A 20,309-nucleotide genomic window follows, 5' to 3' on the forward strand; every position below is an offset into this window, starting at 1 on the left:
TTTATCTGTTTATATACTGGTTTACAAAATCTGCTGAATAGGCTTTGATCAGCTCACGTACCCTTCTGAATTCGTCCATCATTTCCTCTGGCGTTCCTGTAGCCTTTGCAGGGTCAGGGAAATTCTTGTGGAAACGGTCTACTTTTCCCGGAAAGAAAGGACAGGCTTCATTGGCATTATCGCAAACAGTGATTACTGCATCAAAATCAATTCCGCCATATTCATCTACATGGTTCGAGGTATGTCCCGAAATATCGATATGATCTTCTGCCATGACTGCGATAGCTTTTGGATTTACGCCATGTGTTTCAATCCCTGCGCTGTATATTTCCACCTGATCTCCGGCAAAATGCCTTAAATAACCTTCTGCCAACTGGCTTCTACAGCTGTTTCCTGTGCAGAGTACTAATATTTTTTTCATGTTTTTATTCTTGTCCTATTATTTTACTTCTTCGTTCCATCAGCACTGTATCCCGCCATACCCCGTCCATCTTGCCGATCTTTTCGCGATAACCGATTTCTCTAAAACCGAGCTTTTCGTGCAGGGCGATACTACCCGTATTTTCAGGAAAGATGCCTGATTGCAGCGTCCAGATGTTACTGGCCTCACTTTCGGTAACCAGCTTTTGCAATAGCGCCCCACCTATCCCTTTACCTCGATAGCCTTCATGTATATAAACGCTCACTTCTGTTACCCCTGCATAGACACATCTGCCTGAAACAGGGGTTAAAGCTGCCCAGCCTGCCACGTTACCATCAATGATAGCAACATAGCGGAGACCAGCCAGGTGGCCTTTGTCCCATTCTTCCCATGCCGGGGCATCGGTCTGAAAGGTAGCCTGCTTAGTGGCGATACCTTGTAGATAAATAATTCTAACCTCTTCCCAGTGCAAGGGGAGTAATTCTATAATTTCCATACGCTGATTAGCAGCAGCCCGAACCGGGTTCACAGGTCTGTCCCGCCCCAGCAAGGTTTACCATCTGTAATTTTGGTTTTTCTTCTTTCACCGCTGGTGCACAGCATTCTTCCCCTGTTTCTGTTGTTCCACAACTTCCCCCACGTCCGATTGCTTTGCACTGCGTAAAATCAGGGATCAGGTTAACGATCAGGTTATCGCCATCGATCAAAAATTCGCCGGGATACATCTGTCTGGTATCAAACTGTGAGTTTCCAAACTCTATCTTAACGGTTCCCAGGGGGTTAAGTGGTAAAGATTTTTCTACCAGACTTACAATCGACAACGCTTTGCTAACCTGCATGGCCCTTTCGCTTTCCTGTACGGATGGCTCCCAAAGCTGTACGATAATTTCTGTCCAGGTATTCATTTTTCCTCCGCAATCCACAGATACGATCGGTGCCTGTTTGATTTCGGTAATATGGTATGAAGCGTCTACCCACTTACCTTCCGCATACTGGAATTGAAGGATCAGTTCTGGATGTTGTTCTAATGTGGCTTTGAATGTTTGCCAGTTAGTCAATTCTGCATTGTTCATAATATTGCAATTTAACGATTGATATAAATAAAAAAAGGTTAGCAGCAGCTGGTTTCGCCTTTGTACGAGCCAAAGAATGTACCCAACTGTTCTTCCAATAATTTCCAGGTTTTAGGGTTGATACAATAGCAGACACTCACGCCTTCGATCGTTCCCTGAATGATCCCGGCTGTTTTAAGTTCTTTAAGGTGTTGCGAAATGGTTGCCTGTGCTAAGCCCAATTCCTCTACCAGATCCCCGCAGATACAGGTATTGGATATAAGGATCCTTTGCAGGATGGCGATGCGGGCAGGATGCGCAATTGCTTTCAGCAGGGTGGAAAGCTGGTTCTGCTCGTCGGTGAATATTTCTGATCTTGTAAGTCCCATAATTTTATATCGCAATATTACGATATAAAATCAATAACCCAAAATTAATTTGATTTTTATTTGTGCTGACTAGAAAATCAAAAAGCTGCATTTTACGTTTTCATCCGCTTGAAAAAACCAAAGCCTGCGATCTATTAGGTACTTCAATAACGTCCATCGGTAACAGCATCTACCTTATTTCTTAATTAAAAAATATCAGTCGATTTTGGCATTTCTCAATCTCAGGGAATTTAATATAACTGAAACCGAGCTAAAGCTCATCGCGAGTGCAGCGATCATTGGAGAAAGTAAAATTCCAAAAAACGGATATAAAATACCTGCCGCTATCGGAATGCCCAATATATTGTATCCCAGGGCAAAAAACAGGTTTCCTTTGATATTTGCCATAACGTTATGGCTTAACAACCTTGCTTTTGCGATCCCGTTTAAATCTCCCTTCACCAATGTAATCGCGGCGCTCTGGATCGCTACATCCGTTCCCGTGCCCATCGCAATCCCGATATCAGCCTGGGAAAGTGCAGGGGCATCATTGATGCCGTCACCTGCCATGGCTACCTTTTTGCCTTGGGCCTGTAGTTTTTTTATTTCATTCAGCTTATCTTCCGGTAACATCTGAGCTTTGAAACCATCCAGATTTAAAGTTGAGCTTACTGCCCTCGCTGTATCCTCATTGTCTCCGGTAAACATAATCACCTTGATGCCTTCCTGCTGGAGCTTTAGAATCGCAGCTGCGCTGGAAGGCTTGATCTTATCCGAAATCACGACAAACCCCACTGCCTGATTTTCAACCGCCAAATAAGAAACTGTTTTACCCTGCCTTTGAGCGGCACTAACCTGCTCGGCCAGACTTGGATCAATCACCGCTTTAACATGCTCCATCAGTTTTTGGTTCCCCAAAGCCAGTCTTTCCCCATTCAGACTGCCTGTTACTCCCTTCCCGGTAACGGCCTCAAAGTCAGATATAGCCTTAACGGATATTTCGTTTTCCTCCCCATAACGCAAAGTTGCCTGAGCCAATGGATGTTCGCTGCTGCTGTTCAAAGCCACAATTTTTTCGAGTATATTCTTCTGAGAAAAATCTGGATTTACACTGACCACCTTTTCTACCGAAGGTTTACCTTCTGTAACCGTACCCGTCTTGTCGATGACCACTACATCAATCGCATTCATTTTCTCAAGGGATTCCGCATTTTTGATCAGTATCCCAGACTGGGCGCCCTTCCCTACTCCCACCATTACCGACATTGGGGTAGCCAGGCCCAGCGCACATGGACATGCAATAATCAATACCGCGATTGCATTTACAAAAGCATAAACGTAGGCTGGATCGGGGCCGTATACTGCCCACACCACGAACGTTGCGATGGAAATCAATACCACAACAGGCACGAAATAACCTGAGATTTTATCCGCCATCTTTTGGATGGGCGCTTTTGAGCGGCTGGCGGAATTGACCATTTCGATGATCTGTGACAGCAGTGTTTCTGAGCCCACTTTTTCGGCAAGCATCACAAAAGTCTTATTGCCGTTGATGGTGCCTGAACTTACCTTGTCGCCTATTTTTTTCTCAACAGGAACGGGTTCTCCTGTGATCATTGATTCATCAATTATAGCTTCCCCGGTCTTAATACTACCATCCACCGCAATTTTGTCACCAGGCTTGACCCTCAGCAGATCTCCTTTCTGAATATCATCAATAGATACTGATATTTCCTTGTCCCCAACCACTTTTGTTGCTGAATTAGGGGCCAGCTTCAACAGCTCCTTAATGGCGCTGTTGGTTTTGCCATGCGCCCGGGCTTCCAAAAGCTGACCGAGCAGTACCAGCGTAAGAATCACGGTTGCCGCCTCAAAATAAACGAAAACGGTGCCATGATGTGTTTTAAACTGATCAGGAAAAACTCCGGGGAATAGAAGGGCAACAATACTGAAGCCCCAGGCAACCCCGGCACCAATCCCAATCAGTGTAAACATGTTCAGTTTCCAGGTTATTATAGATTGCCATGCCCGCTGAAAGAACATCCAGGTTGCATAAAAGACCACCGGAATAGAAAGAAAAAACTGAACCCAATTCCAGTATTTAAGTTCCAATAGATCAAACAATGGATTATTTGGAATCATTTCAGTCATGGCTATAACAAAAATGGGTATGGTAAAACCTGCTGCTATCTTGAACTTTTTGAGCAGGGTTTCATAAGTTTTATCTTCTTCTTCAAGGTTTGTCCCAGTAGGCACCAGGTCCATTCCGCAGAGCGGACATGATCCTGATTTGTCCCTGATAATCTCGGGATGCATGGGGCAGGTAAATTGAGATGCCTGTTTCTTGGCAGGCTGTTTTACCAGGTCCATCCCGCATACAGGGCAGTGACCTGGCTTATCATAAGTCTTCTGACTTTCACAGTGCATAGGACAATAAAACAGGCCTCCCTCTTCATTTTTATCATCATTTTGAGCCGCGGGATTTTGCTCATTGGCTGAATGATCCTGATTATGATGTTCTGACGAATTTAGAACATGTTTTCCCTGAACTGCCATTTCAATACCATAATGTCCGGCGGCAGAAAGAGCCTCCTGCAGCTTTTCTATGGGGATATGTTCTTGCATAGTTATGACGGCTTCAGCAGGTTCAAGGGTTACCTGTGCAGAAACGCCATCAATCGCATTCAGCACATTTTCAACTTTGCTCCGACAGCCCTGACAGCTCATTCCGGTTATTTTATAGGTGTGTTCCATGTTTTTGATTTGTTAGTAGCTTAATGTCAATCCGGCGCCATAGCCCATATCACTGTCGTAATGTGTTGAAAGCCCAAAGTACTTCGTAACGATGTACCTGAATCCGGCCATATATTCCTTATCGGTATTGACCATAAACTGGAAGCGCAGTCTTTTGGAAACAGGGATATCTTCCCTCATCAGCTGAAACCTGACATTCCCCTTGTGATCGAGGGAAGCATCTGCAACGATCAACAGCGGTAGGGTATATTGAACTCCCAAATGAAATACCTGCCTGAAATTTTTGGTATTTCCCTGCCCGAAAAGATTGTTTCCCGGCGAAAGTGATTGCCCGAAAACATTCTTGTCCAAGGGATCAACCGTTCTTTTTCTAAAATCCCATCCGACATAGGGCAATAGCCATTGGTTTCGCCCGATATATCTTCCAAAATGACTTTCACTTTCATAGCCCATTTCCTTGTCAAACCCAATCCGCCATTCAGTGGTAAAGCGGTAACGGGTATTGGCGAGCATAAACTCACCATCACTTCCGTTTGTTTCAATCCCAACCCGTGCCATTGGATGAAATGCCCTGTCATCACTGAAAAGTTTTCGCTGTGCCAGCTTGGGGTCCGGAATTTCGGGATTAGGCGGAGAATTCTCATAACTGAATACCCTTCCCATACCGCTCATCATATGGTAGAGAATATGGCAGTGGAAGAACCAGTCGCCTCCTGGCTCTGTTGCTGCAAATTCAAGGGTATCCCGCTCCATGGGCATGATGTCGATAATGTTCTTCATTGGGGCATATTCTCCCTGCCGGTTAATTACCCTGAAGTCATGGCCGTGAAGGTGCATAGGATGGCGCATCATACTGTTGTTGTAAAGGATTATCCTAACATTTTCGCCCTTTTTTATCAGTATCTTATCGCTTTCAGAAACAGTTTTGTTATCCAGCGTCCAGACGTAACGGTTCATATTTCCCGTAAGGTCAAACTTGAGTTCCTTCCATGGGCCTTTTGGCAGGGTTGTTTTCTTTGGATCTCGAAGCATATTATAGTTCAGAGTAACGATATCGGCGGTTTCTGCCTCCATATTCATCCCTGCCATGGTCTTGTCAACAGACATCTGCATACCCGGCATCCCTTTCATTTTTTTCTCTGTTTTCGGATTTTCTTCGCCGGTTACCTCCGGGTACATCACCGTATTCATATCCATAAGCTGGTTCTGCATCTTCATGCCTTCCATCTGTACCATATTGCCGCTCATATCCATCATATCGTTCATCATCTTCATTCCGGCAAAATATTTCAGTTTGGGCATTTTCTCTGCATGCACCTTTTCTCCCTTGCCCAGCCATAGCGATGCTGATCCCGTACGGTCTTCAGGAGTGACCAAAAATTCATAGCTCTTATTTTCCGGAATCGTGACCACTACATCATAGGTTTCGGAAACCGCTATAATCAGCCTGTCGACCTCTACAGGCTCCACATCATTTCCATCAGTCGCCACAACGGTAATCTTGCCCCCTGCATATTTAAGCCAGAAATAATCTGAGGCACCCCCATTTGCAATACGCAGCCTTACCTTGTCCCCAGCCTTGAACTGCGGCTGTTCGTTCTGATTTTTCCCATTGATGAGAAAGGCTTCATAATACACATCGCTCACATCCATGGCATTCATGCGCTTCCATTCATTGGCTACCTTTGTTTTAAAATGTCCGGTCCTGATCGCTTCTGCATAACTCTGGGTAGTCCCTTTTTTGATTGCAAACCAGTCGTTGGCATTTTTCAGGCTTCTATGAACCTCCTCGGGCTTCATATCTGTCCATTCGCTAATGACTACTGGAAGGGTTGGAATATCCCACTCCGTACGTTTGTTCATTATAAATGCCCCATACATACCTATCTGTTCCTGAAGGCCGCTATGGCTGTGGTACCAGTGCGTTCCATGCTGGACGATGGGGAACTTATAGATGTAAGTAGCGTGCGGTTTGATCGGCATTTGGGTCAGAAAAGGAACACCGTCCATCTTGTTCGGAAGAAAAAGTCCGTGCCAGTGCAGTGCGGTTTCCTCGTCAAGATTATTATGCACGTAGATCAGTGCGGTATCGCCTTGCGTAAAGGTCAGTGTCGGCATAGGAATCTGTCCGTTTACCGCAATTGCCCGCTTTGATTTTTTTCCATAAGTTACCGTTGTATCGGCTATGTAAAGATCATAACGCACGGTGCGTGGCGGAAATTTATTCGAAACGGTTCTAATCGGGCCCAAATTAGCCTTTGCAGTTTTGATATTTTCCATGTCAGAACCGTTATCATCCATTGCCATGCCCGCCATATCACCCATATCCTCACTCTTTTTGGAACTTTCCTTTATTTCCCCATTCTTCTCAGGGTTAGCCTTGGGCTTTTCCTTAACAAGCTTCATCCCACATTTGGGACAGTTGCCAGGTTTGGAATCATGGATCTCGGGGTGCATTGGGCAGGTATAGGTTACTGATTCTGGTTTCGGCTTACTTTCCAATTTTTCTGCCGGCATTTTCATGACTTCCATAGCCCCCTTTTTTGCTTCCTGTTTCTTATTGAGTAGATCAGCTGTCTTTGCCTTATCCGCTTTACCTTTCTGCAGGATAAGCTTCATTCCGCACTTTGGACAGTTCCCGGGTTTTTCCGATTGTATTTCCGGGTGCATCACACAGGTATAGATCACCCTGGACTGACCAGCACTGCCGTTCTTGTCCGTTTTCATTCCCTTCATATCCTGGGCGGAAACCACAGAATAGAGTATCAATAAAAAGACTGTTAATATATTTTTCATTTCTTTGTTAATTTAAAGAGCAGTGAGATTCTTTCTGGTCAAACTATCCCTTGAATCCTGTACCCACTTTATGAGTATCGACTTTTCCCTCGGATCTAATATTGCATTTCTGTGGATCATGATATAAGAAGAAAGCGGCATTGTACCATCTTTTAAGCTATTTTCTATGGCCCGAAGTTTGTTCTGACGCCTTCGCAAGGTATAGCCGGCGAATTCATTAAAGTTCAGCTCCTCTTTTCCCGATCGTATGTGACTGTTAAGGTACCAGTGAAGCGGCTGAACATAGGCATACCATGGATATTCTGTGTTGTTGCTATGACAGTCATAACATGATTTTTTAAGTATCCCCTGTACATCATCAGGCACAGGAACAAGTGTGGATATATCCTGAGGCATAACCTGCGCGCTTTTATTGCGTGCAGGCTGTAAGATCTGCATAAGCAGGAAGATAACTAATAGCCCAAGAAAGATTTTCTTTATGCCCGTCATTTTTGTGCTATTTCAGTTCTTCCTTAACAGTACCACAGGTCGGCATCGTTTTTCCAAGGTAAGGGTTTTTGATCTCCTTTACCTCACTCACCCACATCGCACCCTTGTTGTTGTTGTACATGGGACAACGGTCAACATACAGGGGCTTGTCAGTGCCAAGGAGCCTGATCATGTCGTACATGTCTTTGCTCAGCATATCGAAATGCTCACGTTGATGGGCAATATTGCCTGCATTGGAACCGATATGCTCTGCGTGCTCCTTGGCATCATCCCGAATATCGCTATATGCCCTGGCCTGCTCCGAGGTCAATGATTTTTCATCAAAACTGGCGAACCCTGCGACCATTTCACTGCCTGCGGCAGCAGCTTGTTTATCATCGTCCGTGGTAAGGGCATTTTTCAGTTTCAGATAGCCGGATAAAAGCGCAGCCGTTTGGTTTTTTTTTACCTTATTGGTTTCCCTAGAAACATTTTTGGTCGTGGAATCCGCTACAGCAGAATCTTGCTTTTCATTTTTGCCATTTGTACAGGCGGCAAGGAAAAATAGTGGGCCCAGAAGGCTATATATTAATGTTTTCATTGTTATTGATATATTTTGAATAAATTATTTCGAGCTGTATGTAGAATATATGCACAGCTATATTGAACGGACCAAAACATCTCAATGCTAAATGTCCGTTCAATAACAATATGAATTATTTGATAGTCTCTTTTACTGCACCACAGGTCAGCATCTGCTTACCGAAATAAGGGTTTTTGATGCCAGCGTTATCAGAAAGCCAATAGCTCTTTTTCATCGGACAGTAGGCATAATAAACAGGCGCTTTGGTGAGTTTAACCGCTTTCGCCAGTTTAAAAAGATTGGCAGAAAAAGTTGCGAAATGTTCTCTCTGATGGGCAATATCCTTACTCTCCAATATGTGTTTGGCATCAAAGGCAAGCTTATCCTTCAAACCCATAAATATATTCATATCGGCTTCTGCCATTGATTTCATGTCCATATTGACCAACTCTTTGGAAAACTCAGCGGCTTTTGAGGCGGCGACTGTCGCATCTGCATTTATCAATGCATTTTTGATATCGTAATAAGAAGTTAAAAGTGACTGTGTCTGGCTATTTTGCGCAATGACGCGGCCAGTGAAAACGATTGCCAATAGGACAACCAGAAGAAATATTTTTTTCATGATTTTAAGATTAAATGTTTACGCTATTTCCGCAGGAGTTTTGTCCGCGCGAAAGTCAGGCACCATGTCAATGTAACACGGGCTCTATTGGTAATTCGTGGTGAAATCTTATATCTGAAAGCTATTGATGGTTATCCGGATGTCCCTATTGGGTGGCCGCTCCCGCTGTCCGGCGTAAACACTCTTTTTGAGAACCAGTTTGACAGAAGGAATTAAAAAATTGTAATGATAATCTGGAAGCAATAGAACAGGTAGGATAACCTGGTTTTTAACGCTTTGGGGAACAAGCTTCCCCTGAACCACAAGGTCGTTGACCAGAGTCTTGCAACAGGGTTCTTCTTTTGAAAGATTCGGTCCATTTGAAGCGCTGTGTTTATGCACATGTGCCCCTTTATGCTGATGATCATGTTTGTGATTATTCTTTTTAGAGGAAACATGTACATCACTTTCTCCATGATTATCTCTTTCCATTCCAACTGCACAGGCAAAGCCAACAACAGTGTTGAGCAGAAAAATCACTAAAAGAAAGATGGCTTTGGTTTTCATCAGACTACAAATCTATATAAAGATGCGAAATTAAATTTATATAATTTTCCATATCTTTTATATAATTATATTAGAAAATCACCTCAAATTTCTGACATTGAACTTGTTTCAATATTTTTCGGCCCCTCGAAAAGTAATTTCGTTTCGCCGACTCCGACCTGTCAAATGCTGGATTTGCTTTTCTACAAAGTCCAGACAGTATTTAGCGCAATCAAGTTACATACTATGCCAAATTTTACTTACCATGGGTATTTATCCATAACATATGACGCACCAAATCATAACCTTACCCTCCATTTTTAAATATCGATTCACTCTCCAACAGGTAGGCTCCAGTTGTGACCACTATTTCACCTGGTGAAATGCCGGACAATACCTGCACATAACCCTCGTTCCCTGCTCCGGTACTGACCTTTCTTCCAGAAAAACTTCCATCACTATTTTTGATCCATACCTTATTGCCTTTACCTCCTGCGAGTATTGAAGATCTGGGCACAGCAACAGCATTCTGTTTTCCATTATCAATGGAAATGTATGCCAACATCCCCGGCCTGATCAGCCCTTGCGTATTTGGAACTGCGATCCGGATGAGCACAACCTTAGATTCATCTGATAGTTCAGGATTTAAAAATCCGACCTTACCTTTAATAACCTGTCCGTTCAGGTCTGGAAAAGAGACATTCACCATGTCATTTTCCTTATAGTTTCCGCTTTCGCTGGCATATAACTGCGCCTCTATCCATAGACTGTTCAACCCTTGGGTTTTTAATATAGCCATCCCTTCGGTTACATAGTCACCTTCATGGACCGCTATATCACTTACCGTTCCATTGACCTTACTGTATATGGTAGCTGTTGCCGATGCTTTGGATAAAGAAGAAAGGCTTTTGATCTGGGCGGTGTTCAGCCCCCACAATAATAATTTGTGCTCTACTGTCTTGATCAGGGCCTCATAATCTACATCGGGATTATTTAAAACTTTCTGTTGCTGTCTTGCCAAAAGGTATTCTTTTTCGGCCGATAAGAGGTCTTCACTATAAATGGAATACACTGCCTGACCAATTGTTATTTTCTCTCCTACAGACCTAACAAATAAACGCTGTATCCGTCCGGCTATTCTTGCACTGATCTCTTCTGCCCTACTTTCATCTGTAACAACAGTTCCGGTCAGCAGTTTTTCACCCCCTGTATTTTCTTTCCTTACTGTATCAACCATTATTCCGGCTAACTGGATCTGACTTGCGGTTAATGTTATTTTTTCCGTGGCTGAATTCCCTGAACCAGTAAGCTCAACTTTGATCAGCTTCATACCACAGATCGGACAGTTGCCCGGATGGTCTTCATGTATCTGTGGATGCATCGAACAGGTATAGTAAAATTTGCTTTTTACTTTTACCACCGGCTGTACTTTTTGTTTACAGCTGTTGAATATACTTACTGAAAGCACCACAAACAGCAAGACACAGATCCTTTTCAGGTTAATTCTTTTTATATTATTCATGACCCTTTGTTTTGATGAAACTCTCGCTGTCTGTTAAATACCCTGCATCTACTGCCAGCGTATCGGTTGCGGAAAGGCCTCTTGTTATCTGTATTTCGTTCCCATTGAAAGTCCCAATATTTACGCTATGTGCATAATATGAGCCGCCTTTTTTTAACCAGATTATTTTTGTCTGCCCAAGATCCTGCAGAGCAGACCTCGGTATCCAAAGCCCTTTGGATTTTCCCGTCCCTATCGAGGCATTGATTAAACTGTTTACCTTCAGCTGATGTTCCATATTGTCCAGATAAACCCTGACGCTAACTGTTTTGTCACCTTGCTGAAGGGTAGGTTCAATAAAATCTACTTTCCCATATAGCGTTTTACCTGGCAGATCGGGTAGTGTAATCTTAACCGGTTGATTTAACTGTAAGCTGGCCAGTGAATTTCTGTCAATCTTGATAATGGCCCACAGCCTATGGGGGTCAACAACATTGAACAAAGTCTGTCCTTTTTCTACATATATCCCCTCTTTTATAGCAAGGGGCATGTTACGACTGAAATCAGGGCCTTGGTCTGAACCCACTGCCCCAGCCATCTGGCTATGTGCAGCATCATGGACATGCCCTTCGTAGGCACTGTATACTGGTAAGCTATAAAATGCTTTGCCCGTTCTGACTACCTGCTCAACCTGGACAGCTGTCATTCCAAGCAGCAATAGTTTTTGCTTAGCAGCCCTGAGCAACTCGGTTTCGCCTGAAGAATTCTTTGCGATATAGATCAGGTCCTGTTGAGCGGTTACCATATCTGCACTGTATATATCAAAGATGCGCTGTCCCGGATGGATCTTCTGAAAGGCGAATTTGATGTACACCTTTTCGATGCGTCCGGAAAAACGCGAGGCGATATTGTTAAATGTCCGGGTATCAAAATCCAGATAACCTTCTGCGGAGACCTGCGTGGCCACTTCTTTTTCCTGGGGCAAGGCAAAAGCCACCGAGGAGATCACCGTACTGTTAACAGGCTCCAAAACTGTTTTTAAGCTGATGCCCGAACCCTCGCTTGCCTGACCTGCTTTTTTTACCAGTGTCATCCCACAGATCGGACAATTACCAGGATGATCCTCCAGTACTTGTGGATGCATCGGGCAGGTATATTGTACAGCGGTTTTGGATTGAGACCCGACCGGTGCCTGGTTAGGATTGGAACAGGCGGCGATCAGCAACATACCAAAAAGAATGACCGGTAATATGATCTTAATGCATTTCATTTTCTTTTTCATAAGCTACCTGTATTAATAATATTTCCCCTAACCGTTCTAAAGCATCTATCCTTGCTGTCTGCAGACTTTTTATGCTTTCCAGTACTGGCAGCAGTTCACCGGTATTCTGTTCATAGACGAGGAGCGATGTTTTATAACTGTTCTGCAGGGCGGGAATAATGTTCTGCCGGTAGTTTTTCAACTGCCTGGATTTACCTGTCCATGCAGCCTTCAGTCCAGCCAGCTCTCCTTCTGCCTGGTTGAGGAGCGAGATCTTGCGTTCGCGCTGCTGATCTATTTCGTATTGATTGCCCTTCAGGTTTGCTTTATAGCTCTTGGAAGACCAGGGTGCAATTGGGATGGTGATTGAACCCATTAAAATGTACTGGTTGGGCATCCCGCCATAACTGAACATATGTCCCGCCTGCAGCCCGAAGTCGGGTTTACGTTTACTGTATTCTACTTTGGCATTAAGCTGTTGCAGTTCTATACTGCGATCAATCCCCCTGATATCGCTCCGTACCGATGCAAGTGTAGCCGTATCGGTCACTGTAGCCGCATAATCCCTGACCACAAGACTCGTGTCTACCATAAAATCCTGCCCCTTGTCCCGGTTCATCAGTGTATTGAGCAGGATATTTTTCTGTTTGATTTCACTTTTAATTTCTTCCCGGCTATTGTCCAGTTGAAACAGTTCAGCTTTGGTCTTATAGATATTATCCAGTTTTTCCTTTCCATAGGTAAGCCGGATATTGGAAGCCTTTAACATGTATTCCAGTAAGCCACTGGTGTTATCCAAAAGTGCCAGTTTCTTTTCCAGGATTGCCCGCTCAAAATAATATTGTTTGGCCTGTGCGTTCAACTGGTTGTTCATGTATTTCTTTTCTTCGGCGGTAACCCTGGATATGCTTTTCATGTAGTTTTCGTTAGCTCGGAGCTTGGCCGGGTTGGTGAACATCTGTTCGGCAGTAACCATAAAGGAACCGCCATCGGGCTTAAGCTGATAAGGCGTCTGGTACTGTCCTGCGCTCAGCTTTGGGGCATCCAGGCTTCTGGCAGAGCCCGCGTAGGCATTCTGCGCATTGATCTGCGCGTCGTAAGTCCGCAATAAGGGGTTGGCCGCAACCCTTGCCAGCACGCTGTCCAATGATAGGTATTCCTGCTGTGCCTTAACCGTTAAGCTAAGGGTACACAACAATAGGCCGTATATTATTCGATGATTTATTTTCATGGCTTTATTCTTTTACGTCCAGCACTTCCAGTTTGCCATACTTCCTGAGTTCGTGCTCTTTGACCATTAGAAAAATGAGTGGGGTAACAAGGAGTATATGCGTTGAAGAGGTTAATACACCGCCAATCATGGGAAGCACGATCGGCAGCATCACGTCACTTCCTGTCCCTGTAGCCCATAATACCGGAACCAGACCAAATAGGGCGACGCAGACAGTCATCAGTTTTGGGCGCAGCCGCTTTACCGCGCCGTTCATCACATAGGTCCGCAGGTCTTCTTTACTGATTGTTTCGCTGGAATTACCTTTCTCCGCGACCAGCCGCTGCATGGCATCATTGAGGTATATGACCATCACGATCCCCGTTTCAACGGCAATACCGAACAGGGCAATAAAACCTACTGCAACAGCAACAGATAAATGCACACCAAAAAAATAAACCATATATGCCCCGCCGATCAGGGCAAAGGGGATAGAGATAAGACTGAAGAAGGCTTCCCTTATCGAATGAAAAGCAAAATACAGGCAGGCGAAAATGATCAGCAGCACAATGGGCATAACGAGCTTCAACGTACGTTCGGCACGGATCAGGTTCTCGTACTGTCCGCTCCATTCTATAAAATATCCCTTGGGCAGGGTTTTCGCCATACCGTTCAGTTTATCCTGCGCTTCTTTGACTGTACTGCCCAGATCACGGCCACGTACATTAAAGAGTACCGTTCCGCGCAGCAGTGCGTTTTCTGACTGGATCATCGCCGGCCCGTCACTGATGGTAATATGGGCAACCGAAGATAGCGGGACAGGCCCGCATGATGGGGTCTGCACCAGTGTGCGCCTGATCTCATCCAGGCTGCTCCGATAATCCTGTGCCAGCCTTAGGTTTACGCTGAAGCGCCTCCGGCCCTCAATGGTTGGCGTAACGTTCATGCCGCCCAGGGCACTTTCTACCACCTGGTTTACATCGTCTACACTGAGTCCATATCTTCCTATTGCTTCCTTATCAACCTGTATATCCAAGTAGCGCCCGCCGGTAATCGGATCCACATATAGATCCTTGACCCCGTTCAGTCCCTGTAGTGCCTGCTTCATCCTGCCGGATAAAGCGTAGAGGGTATCCAGGTTCTGTCCATAAACTTTTAAACCTACATCTGTACGGATACCGGTAGAGAGCATATTGATGCGGTTAATGATCGGTTGTGTCCAGCCGTTTACCACCCCGGGAATTTGGAGCTTCGCATTGAGTTCATTAATAATGTCTTCTTTTTTAATGCCTTTGCGCCATTCGCTCCTTGGCTTTAGAAGAACAATCGTTTCTACCATACTAATGGGGGAATTGTCTGTGGCCGTATTTGCCCTACCGGCCTTGCCCAGTACATTTTTGACTTCGGGTACACTTTTTATGATCCTGTCCTGTACCTGCAATAACTGTTTGGCCTGAGAATTGGAAATATCGGGCAGCGTTACCGGCATAAACAGGATCGATCCTTCGTCAAGCGGAGGCATAAATTCACTGCCCAGACTGAGCAGTAATGGGACACTGATCAGAAGCGCAATGATATTGATCCCGATTGTTGTCTTCCTCCATTTCATGCACCAGCTGAGGATGGGCTGATAGAGTTTTTCAAGGGTACGGTTCAATGGATTGTGTGCGTCCGTCCTTAGTTTGCCTTTTAAGAAAAACGAGATCAGCACAGGTGCCAGTGTTACTGCCAGAACAGCATCTATGGCGAGTATAAATGTTTTTGTCCATGCCAATGGGCCAAACAGTTTGCCTTCCTGCCCTTCGAGCAAAAATACCGGCAGAAAAGAAGCGACAATGATCAGGGTTGAGAAAAAGACACCCCGGCCAACCTGTTTACAGGAGGCTTCTATAATTTTGATTCTTTCGGATGTGGTCATAATGTTCCTTTTTCTTGTGCAATGGATAGATTGCGGTGTGAATTTTCGACCATGACAATGCCGTTGTCTACAATAACACCTATGGCAAGTGCAATACCTGTCAGGGACATAATATTGGAGCTGATGCCAAATGCATTGAGCAGGATAAAGCTTGCTGCGATGGTAATGGGTATCTGGATGATGATGCTCAGGGCACTTCTCCAGCTGAACAGGAACAGGATAACAATAATGGATACGGTGATCATCTCCTCGATCAGCGTATTCTTTACCGAGCTGATGGCGCTTTCGATCAGTTCGCTCCTGTCGTAGGCAATCTTAAACTTTACACCTGAGGGCAGGCCGCGCTCGATCTCCTTCATCTTGTCCTTGACCGCATGGATAACCTGATCGGCGTTTTCGCCGTAACGCATTACGACAATCCCCCCAACGGCTTCACCTGTGCCGTTCTCATCAAAGATGCCCAGGCGCAGGTCTCCTCCCATCTGAACGGTTGCAATATCGCGTACCCTGACAGGGACACTTTTTATCGTGCCGATTGAGATATCCTCAACATCCTTCAGGGTTTTGATATAACCAAGACCACGGACAATGTACCCTGTTCCGTTCATTTCAAACTTGCGGCCTCCGACATCGTTATTGTTGCTCTTGACCGCCTTAAGTACCTGGGATAAGGGAATGTTATAGTAATTGAGTTTATGTGGGTCAATATTGATCTGGTACTGTTTTTCAAACCCTCCGAAGGAAGCGATTTCACTTACACCAGGAACTGTCTGCAGGCCGAGCTTGATATACCAGTCCTGGAGTGCTCGCTGCTCGCCAAGATCTATGCCCTTGGCATCAAGGGTATACCAGAGCACATGACCAACCCCAGTTCCGTCAGGACCGAGTGTCGGGGTAATTCCTTCAGGCAATAAGCGCTGTGCGTAATTTAACCGTTCCAGCACACGGCTCCGTGCCCAGTAGACATCTGCCTTATCATCAAAAACAATGTAAACAAAGCTCATCCCGAACATGGATGTAGCACGGATCGCCTTGACCTTTGGAATGCCCTGAAGGTTGCTCATCAAGGGATAGGTCACCTGGTCTTCCATAATCTGGGGACTCCGGCCCTGCCACTCGGTAAAAACAATTACCTGGTTTTCCGAAAGATCGGGTATGGCATCGATGGGATTTTCGCGGATGGCATAACTGCCCCATGCAAATAAGGCTATTGCGATCAGCAGGACAATGTACCTGTTCTTTAAGGACAGGGAAATAAGTTGATTGATCATCTTAATTATAATTGGCCCGGAACATACCGTTCCGGGCATGATGAAGTTACATTTTCATTTTACCTGTTTTCTTTTTAGGCGCTTCCTTTTTTACGAGCGTCATGCCGCATTTGGGACATTTCCCGGGTTTGTCGCTTAAAACTTCTGGGTGCATCGTGCAGGTGTACTGCACTTTCGGGGCAACAGCCTTTTTTGTTTTTACTGTAGCCTGTTTAGTGGGCTTGGAGGGAGTCTGCGCAAATAGGGAGATACTGGAAAACAGCATGGCAAATGCCACGAAAACTAATTTTTTCATTTGTTGGAATTTTAGGAATTGAATAATGGCATAGAGCCAAACAATGACCTACGCGTGATTTATAATTAAGATAATTGATTATAGAGGGAATACTCCGCAATCTTCCCAAGATAGGGAAAGGCAGAAAAGAGGATTAAATCCGGTAAGTGCAGTTGAGGATATAGATCGGTGTCTCGGGCTGCCCGGACGGGGCATTGGCCTGATAAGGCTGAACGTCGGCACGATCAGTAAAGAGATTTACCTGTGAAAACCGGATCGGTTCGGGAAGTAATGCAGGCATTGGAGCATCCAGTATGAGCACATCAGCACTGAAATGGGTGTCCTTAATTTTAAGGCTTTTCCTTTCATTCTTACAGCAGTTATCCTTTGTTTTGGCCTTAACATCGTTCTGGTCCGGTAAGGCAAGGATCAGTTTTACCGAAGCCAGTCTTCCACAGCAATAAAAACGGTTTACGGCCATCCCCAGCGAGGATAGCATGTAGATCATTGTTATTATCAGGACTGCAGTGCGTTTCACAAAACTAATATAAGGATAACGCCAATATAATTACAAAATATTCTTTCCCTTGTTACATTATTAAGAAAATATGTTCTATAACTATTGGATTCTCCGCCAATATAATTAACCCCAATTAATTTAATTAATCTGAGATTTTGACAAAGCTCAAAACCAATGGCGGTAATTGAGCAAAACACCACTAAAAAGAAGATGGCTTTACTTTTCATGGCTACGCATAGTATAAAATGCAGAAATAAGTGTAAATAATTCTAGGCTTTTTTCACATCTTTATTGATTTATCATAAAGCTCATCCATTTAAAAAGCTAATAGATGACTTTATGATATCCAGTTTTATTAGTCGATTATAGAATTTATTGCTTATTTAATTTTTGAGCAAAAAGTAACGCAATCACTAATATCCCCAATGAAATGAGGCCACCATAAAAGAAATCATTTCCTGGAAAATGGCTTCCTGTAAACCCGGCAATGGGATAAGCAATCGCCCACCATAAGTGGGAAAAGGCAAAATGGGAACCGAATACTTTTCCCTGCTCATCTGAAGCTATATTTCCCCCTATCAACGTTTCGGAGGGCATTTCTGCTAAGCTTTGACCCAATCCTGCAAACAGCCAAAGAACCAGCAAAACAGCGTAACTGACATAATTTGCTCCAGCGATAGCCAATCCAAGCAGCAAGACGCCAACTATTAACGATGCACGCCTACTTTTTGACTTGTCCAGATTGCCGGCAACAAAAGCTGCTATGGTTGCACCGATACCAAATGCAGCCATTGCCCAGCCATATTGTTTATCACCTAATAATAGTCCACTTTTTATATGGCCTACGGTGTTCACTAAGATCTGTGCCCCTGCAATTGCAGAAATAAATTCAATGGCTAGGGCAAATCGGATCAGCTTATTTCCAAAGAGTAATTTTGCTCCTTTAACAACATCTGCCCATGCAGATAACGGCTTCTTTGATATTAGACGAACGGGCCTGCTGATCTGTTGAGCTGGAAGCATAAGGATCAAGATACCTGCAAGAATAAACGATGCGGCATCCACAAAGAATATATCCCTTGCTCCAAACCATACGGCAATAATACCTGCAAGGCCTGGCCCAAGTACCCCCAGCAATTGAAATGTAGATGTAGATAGCCCAATGGCCTGTCGGTAATTCTTCTGGTCAACTACTTGTGGAATTATGGACTTATAAGTGGGCGTAAAAAAAGCATTAAACACATTTAATAGAAAAACCAGTACATATATCTGCCATTCTGCATTTACAAAAGGCAGACAGCAAATGATTCCCATTCTGATAAAATGCGTGATATATAATATTTTTTTCCGGTCAACCCGATCCGCTAATACTCCGGCAAAGGGAGAAAAAATGATGAAGGCAATCACTCTGAGTGTTAATGCTGAGGCTAGAATTACAGCTGAGTTTTCCTTACCAAACTGATAGGACAACAACGCAAGTCCTACCCAGGTAAAAGCATCACCCAGCAAACTGATGGTCTGTGCGAAGTACAGGGTAGCAAATGCCTTATCCCTTAGTGCCTGAAAAGGCTCCTTTAACACTGTTATGAGTTTTGCCTGCGTCATTATTCCTCTACATTTTTCATTGCGGAAAGCAAGGTATAAGCCCCTTTAAGTACAACAGCGGAGTTGCGGTCGAAATTCTCTGGCAATAAGACCTCTGTGTACCCTTCCTGTTCAATACCTTTTTTCACCGGGATCATCTTAAACATAAATTCTTTTGTCTTTGAAGAAGGGGGCTGAATGAAGATATAGTCCATACCATCAGATTGCACAATAGACTCATTGGGTAGGGACGGAACAGTCTGATTTGTCATTTCAATCATTGCCTTGGCGTACATGCCCGGGAAAAGACTTGTATTTCCGTCATCAAGCAAATGACAATGGACAGGCACCGTTCCCTCGGTACCAGTCGATTTTCCGATTAAAAAAACTCTGGCATTACGGTTGTATCCCGTTTCATTTGCCAACGCAAATTTTATGGATTGGCCCACCTTAATTTTAGCTGCATCCTTTTCGTAAACGTCCAGTGCAAGGTGCATTTCACTTTTATTGGCCAGTTCAAAGATTACGTCTGTTGGATTGACATATTTTCCGGTAGTTGCGTTGTTGAGCGTTACATATCCGTTAATAGGTGAATACAAATTGCTGGTTTTAGAAATCTTTCCAGATTGAAGGCTCCTCGCATTGATCCCAATTAGGGATAGTTTTTGCTCTAATCCACTCATTCTGGCCTGGATCATTTTATACTCGGAATTTACCTGCTGGAAAGTTTTAGCCGAATTTACATCTTCTTTTCTAAGCTGTTCCTGTCTTTTATATTCCAGTACCAGGAACTCAAAACGGCTTTTACTTTCCAGGTATTCCTGTTGAATGTCGATAAATTCAGGATTTTCAATGATGGCAATCACTTGTCCTTTGTGGATCTGCTGACCCAATAACAAACCGGAACTTTTAATATACCCACCTAAAGGAGCGGATATAGAAACCATATTTTCTGGTGGCACATCAATAGCACCATTGGCCTTGATCACGTCACTCAATGACCGCATTTCCAGTTTACCAGTTTGCAGGTCAGCCAGGTTATACTGATCTTTAGATAAGATTACTTCATCGCCTGGTTTAGCGGTAGCCTCTTCCTTATTTTCTTCTTTGGCAGCCTGATTACAGGCCGTTAGGATTAAAAGTGACAGCATGAAAGCTGTAATATAATTTAGTGTCTTCAT

Annotated in this window: 19 protein-coding genes; all 19 read right to left on the reverse strand. The window is 44.2% G+C overall.

What is annotated here, in order from left to right; genetic code table 11:
* Window position 1: 1 nt before the first annotated feature.
* Window positions 2-421, reverse strand: coding sequence for an arsenate reductase ArsC (locus EHC72_RS15270; protein WP_039474411.1), 420 nt, complete (start codon window positions 419-421; stop codon window positions 2-4).
* A 4-nt stretch (window positions 422-425) separates the two neighbouring features.
* Window positions 426-917, reverse strand: coding sequence for a GNAT family N-acetyltransferase (locus tag EHC72_RS15275; protein ID WP_039474415.1), 492 nt, complete (start codon window positions 915-917; stop codon window positions 426-428).
* A gap of 7 nt (window positions 918-924) precedes the next feature.
* The gene (locus EHC72_RS15280) at window positions 925-1,494 is read right to left on the reverse strand and encodes a DUF6428 family protein (RefSeq protein ID WP_039474418.1); all 570 of its coding nucleotides are present in this window, start codon (window positions 1,492-1,494) and stop codon (window positions 925-927) included.
* Window positions 1,495-1,532: 38 nt separating this feature from the next.
* The gene (locus EHC72_RS15285) at window positions 1,533-1,862 is read right to left on the reverse strand and encodes an ArsR/SmtB family transcription factor (protein ID WP_039474421.1); all 330 of its coding nucleotides are present in this window, start codon (window positions 1,860-1,862) and stop codon (window positions 1,533-1,535) included.
* A 195-nt stretch (window positions 1,863-2,057) separates the two neighbouring features.
* Window positions 2,058-4,595 carry a heavy metal translocating P-type ATPase gene (locus tag EHC72_RS15290; RefSeq protein WP_131538572.1) on the reverse strand — a complete coding sequence of 846 codons (2,538 nt, stop codon included), beginning with the start codon at window positions 4,593-4,595 and terminating at the stop codon, window positions 2,058-2,060.
* Window positions 4,596-4,607: 12 nt separating this feature from the next.
* On the reverse strand, window positions 4,608-7,391 hold the full coding sequence (locus EHC72_RS15295) for a multicopper oxidase domain-containing protein (RefSeq protein ID WP_082018555.1): 2,784 nt from the start codon (window positions 7,389-7,391) through the stop codon (window positions 4,608-4,610).
* A 12-nt stretch (window positions 7,392-7,403) separates the two neighbouring features.
* A complete protein-coding gene (locus EHC72_RS15300) occupies window positions 7,404-7,880 on the reverse strand; it encodes a heme-binding domain-containing protein (protein WP_039474427.1) in 477 nt (158 codons plus the stop codon).
* A 7-nt stretch (window positions 7,881-7,887) separates the two neighbouring features.
* Window positions 7,888-8,460, reverse strand: a complete 573-nt coding sequence (locus EHC72_RS15305; RefSeq protein WP_131538573.1) for a DUF3347 domain-containing protein — start codon at window positions 8,458-8,460, stop codon at window positions 7,888-7,890.
* Window positions 8,461-8,575: 115 nt separating this feature from the next.
* Window positions 8,576-9,064 (reverse strand): DUF3347 domain-containing protein, encoded by a 489-nt coding sequence (locus EHC72_RS15310; RefSeq protein WP_039474432.1) that lies wholly within the window; start codon window positions 9,062-9,064, stop codon window positions 8,576-8,578.
* 108 nt (window positions 9,065-9,172) lie between these two features.
* Complete coding sequence (locus EHC72_RS15315) at window positions 9,173-9,610, reverse strand: hypothetical protein (RefSeq protein WP_131538574.1); 438 nt, start codon at window positions 9,608-9,610, stop codon at window positions 9,173-9,175.
* Between the two features lie 286 nt (window positions 9,611-9,896).
* Window positions 9,897-11,111: an efflux RND transporter periplasmic adaptor subunit gene (locus EHC72_RS15320; protein WP_052266075.1), complete on the reverse strand. Its 1,215-nt coding sequence runs from the start codon at window positions 11,109-11,111 to the stop codon at window positions 9,897-9,899.
* On the reverse strand, window positions 11,104-12,372 hold the full coding sequence (locus tag EHC72_RS15325; RefSeq protein ID WP_039474437.1) for an efflux RND transporter periplasmic adaptor subunit: 1,269 nt from the start codon (window positions 12,370-12,372) through the stop codon (window positions 11,104-11,106). Before EHC72_RS15325 ends, EHC72_RS15320 begins: the two co-directional genes overlap by 8 nt.
* Entirely contained in the window at window positions 12,347-13,582 is a 1,236-nt protein-coding gene (locus EHC72_RS15330; protein ID WP_131538575.1) for a TolC family protein, read from the reverse strand. The genes EHC72_RS15325 and EHC72_RS15330 overlap by 26 nt, the downstream gene beginning before the upstream one ends.
* Window positions 13,583-13,586: 4 nt before the next feature.
* Window positions 13,587-15,479, reverse strand: a complete 1,893-nt coding sequence (locus EHC72_RS15335) for an efflux RND transporter permease subunit (protein ID WP_131538576.1) — start codon at window positions 15,477-15,479, stop codon at window positions 13,587-13,589.
* Window positions 15,476-16,750 carry an efflux RND transporter permease subunit gene (locus tag EHC72_RS15340; RefSeq protein WP_131538577.1) on the reverse strand — a complete coding sequence of 425 codons (1,275 nt, stop codon included), beginning with the start codon at window positions 16,748-16,750 and terminating at the stop codon, window positions 15,476-15,478. Before EHC72_RS15340 ends, EHC72_RS15335 begins: the two co-directional genes overlap by 4 nt.
* Before the next feature lie 46 nt (window positions 16,751-16,796).
* Window positions 16,797-17,045 (reverse strand): heavy metal-binding domain-containing protein, encoded by a 249-nt coding sequence (locus EHC72_RS15345; RefSeq protein WP_131538578.1) that lies wholly within the window; start codon window positions 17,043-17,045, stop codon window positions 16,797-16,799.
* Between the two features lie 133 nt (window positions 17,046-17,178).
* On the reverse strand, window positions 17,179-17,562 hold the full coding sequence (locus tag EHC72_RS15350; RefSeq protein ID WP_449415926.1) for an HYC_CC_PP family protein: 384 nt from the start codon (window positions 17,560-17,562) through the stop codon (window positions 17,179-17,181).
* Between the two features lie 354 nt (window positions 17,563-17,916).
* Window positions 17,917-19,149 carry an MFS transporter gene (locus EHC72_RS15355; protein ID WP_170311732.1) on the reverse strand — a complete coding sequence of 411 codons (1,233 nt, stop codon included), beginning with the start codon at window positions 19,147-19,149 and terminating at the stop codon, window positions 17,917-17,919.
* Window positions 19,149-20,309 (reverse strand): efflux RND transporter periplasmic adaptor subunit, encoded by a 1,161-nt coding sequence (locus EHC72_RS15360; protein ID WP_131538581.1) that lies wholly within the window; start codon window positions 20,307-20,309, stop codon window positions 19,149-19,151. The genes EHC72_RS15355 and EHC72_RS15360 overlap by 1 nt, the downstream gene beginning before the upstream one ends.

Origin of the sequence: Pedobacter nototheniae, from assembly GCF_004335085.1 — a bacterium.
In the GTDB taxonomy this organism is placed as follows: domain Bacteria; phylum Bacteroidota; class Bacteroidia; order Sphingobacteriales; family Sphingobacteriaceae; genus Pedobacter; species Pedobacter nototheniae.

Bases quoted from the DNA above. Each gene is read 5' to 3' on its own strand.
- EHC72_RS15270 (WP_039474411.1), bottom strand. From the start codon at position 421: ATGAAAAAAATATTAGTACTCTGCACAGGAAACAGCTGTAGAAGCCAG.
- EHC72_RS15275 (WP_039474415.1), bottom strand. From the start codon at position 917: ATGGAAATTATAGAATTACTCCCCTTGCACTGGGAAGAGGTTAGAATT.
- EHC72_RS15280 (WP_039474418.1), bottom strand. From the start codon at position 1,494: ATGAACAATGCAGAATTGACTAACTGGCAAACATTCAAAGCCACATTA.
- EHC72_RS15285 (WP_039474421.1), bottom strand. From the start codon at position 1,862: ATGGGACTTACAAGATCAGAAATATTCACCGACGAGCAGAACCAGCTT.
- EHC72_RS15290 (WP_131538572.1), bottom strand. From the start codon at position 4,595: ATGGAACACACCTATAAAATAACCGGAATGAGCTGTCAGGGCTGTCGG.
- EHC72_RS15295 (WP_082018555.1), bottom strand. From the start codon at position 7,391: ATGAAAAATATATTAACAGTCTTTTTATTGATACTCTATTCTGTGGTT.
- EHC72_RS15300 (WP_039474427.1), bottom strand. From the start codon at position 7,880: ATGACGGGCATAAAGAAAATCTTTCTTGGGCTATTAGTTATCTTCCTG.
- EHC72_RS15305 (WP_131538573.1), bottom strand. From the start codon at position 8,460: ATGAAAACATTAATATATAGCCTTCTGGGCCCACTATTTTTCCTTGCC.
- EHC72_RS15310 (WP_039474432.1), bottom strand. From the start codon at position 9,064: ATGAAAAAAATATTTCTTCTGGTTGTCCTATTGGCAATCGTTTTCACT.
- EHC72_RS15315 (WP_131538574.1), bottom strand. From the start codon at position 9,610: ATGAAAACCAAAGCCATCTTTCTTTTAGTGATTTTTCTGCTCAACACT.
- EHC72_RS15320 (WP_052266075.1), bottom strand. From the start codon at position 11,111: ATGAATAATATAAAAAGAATTAACCTGAAAAGGATCTGTGTCTTGCTG.
- EHC72_RS15325 (WP_039474437.1), bottom strand. From the start codon at position 12,372: ATGAAAAAGAAAATGAAATGCATTAAGATCATATTACCGGTCATTCTT.
- EHC72_RS15330 (WP_131538575.1), bottom strand. From the start codon at position 13,582: ATGAAAATAAATCATCGAATAATATACGGCCTATTGTTGTGTACCCTT.
- EHC72_RS15335 (WP_131538576.1), bottom strand. From the start codon at position 15,479: ATGACCACATCCGAAAGAATCAAAATTATAGAAGCCTCCTGTAAACAG.
- EHC72_RS15340 (WP_131538577.1), bottom strand. From the start codon at position 16,750: ATGATCAATCAACTTATTTCCCTGTCCTTAAAGAACAGGTACATTGTC.
- EHC72_RS15345 (WP_131538578.1), bottom strand. From the start codon at position 17,045: ATGAAAAAATTAGTTTTCGTGGCATTTGCCATGCTGTTTTCCAGTATC.
- EHC72_RS15355 (WP_170311732.1), bottom strand. From the start codon at position 19,149: ATGACGCAGGCAAAACTCATAACAGTGTTAAAGGAGCCTTTTCAGGCA.
- EHC72_RS15360 (WP_131538581.1), bottom strand. From the start codon at position 20,309: ATGAAGACACTAAATTATATTACAGCTTTCATGCTGTCACTTTTAATC.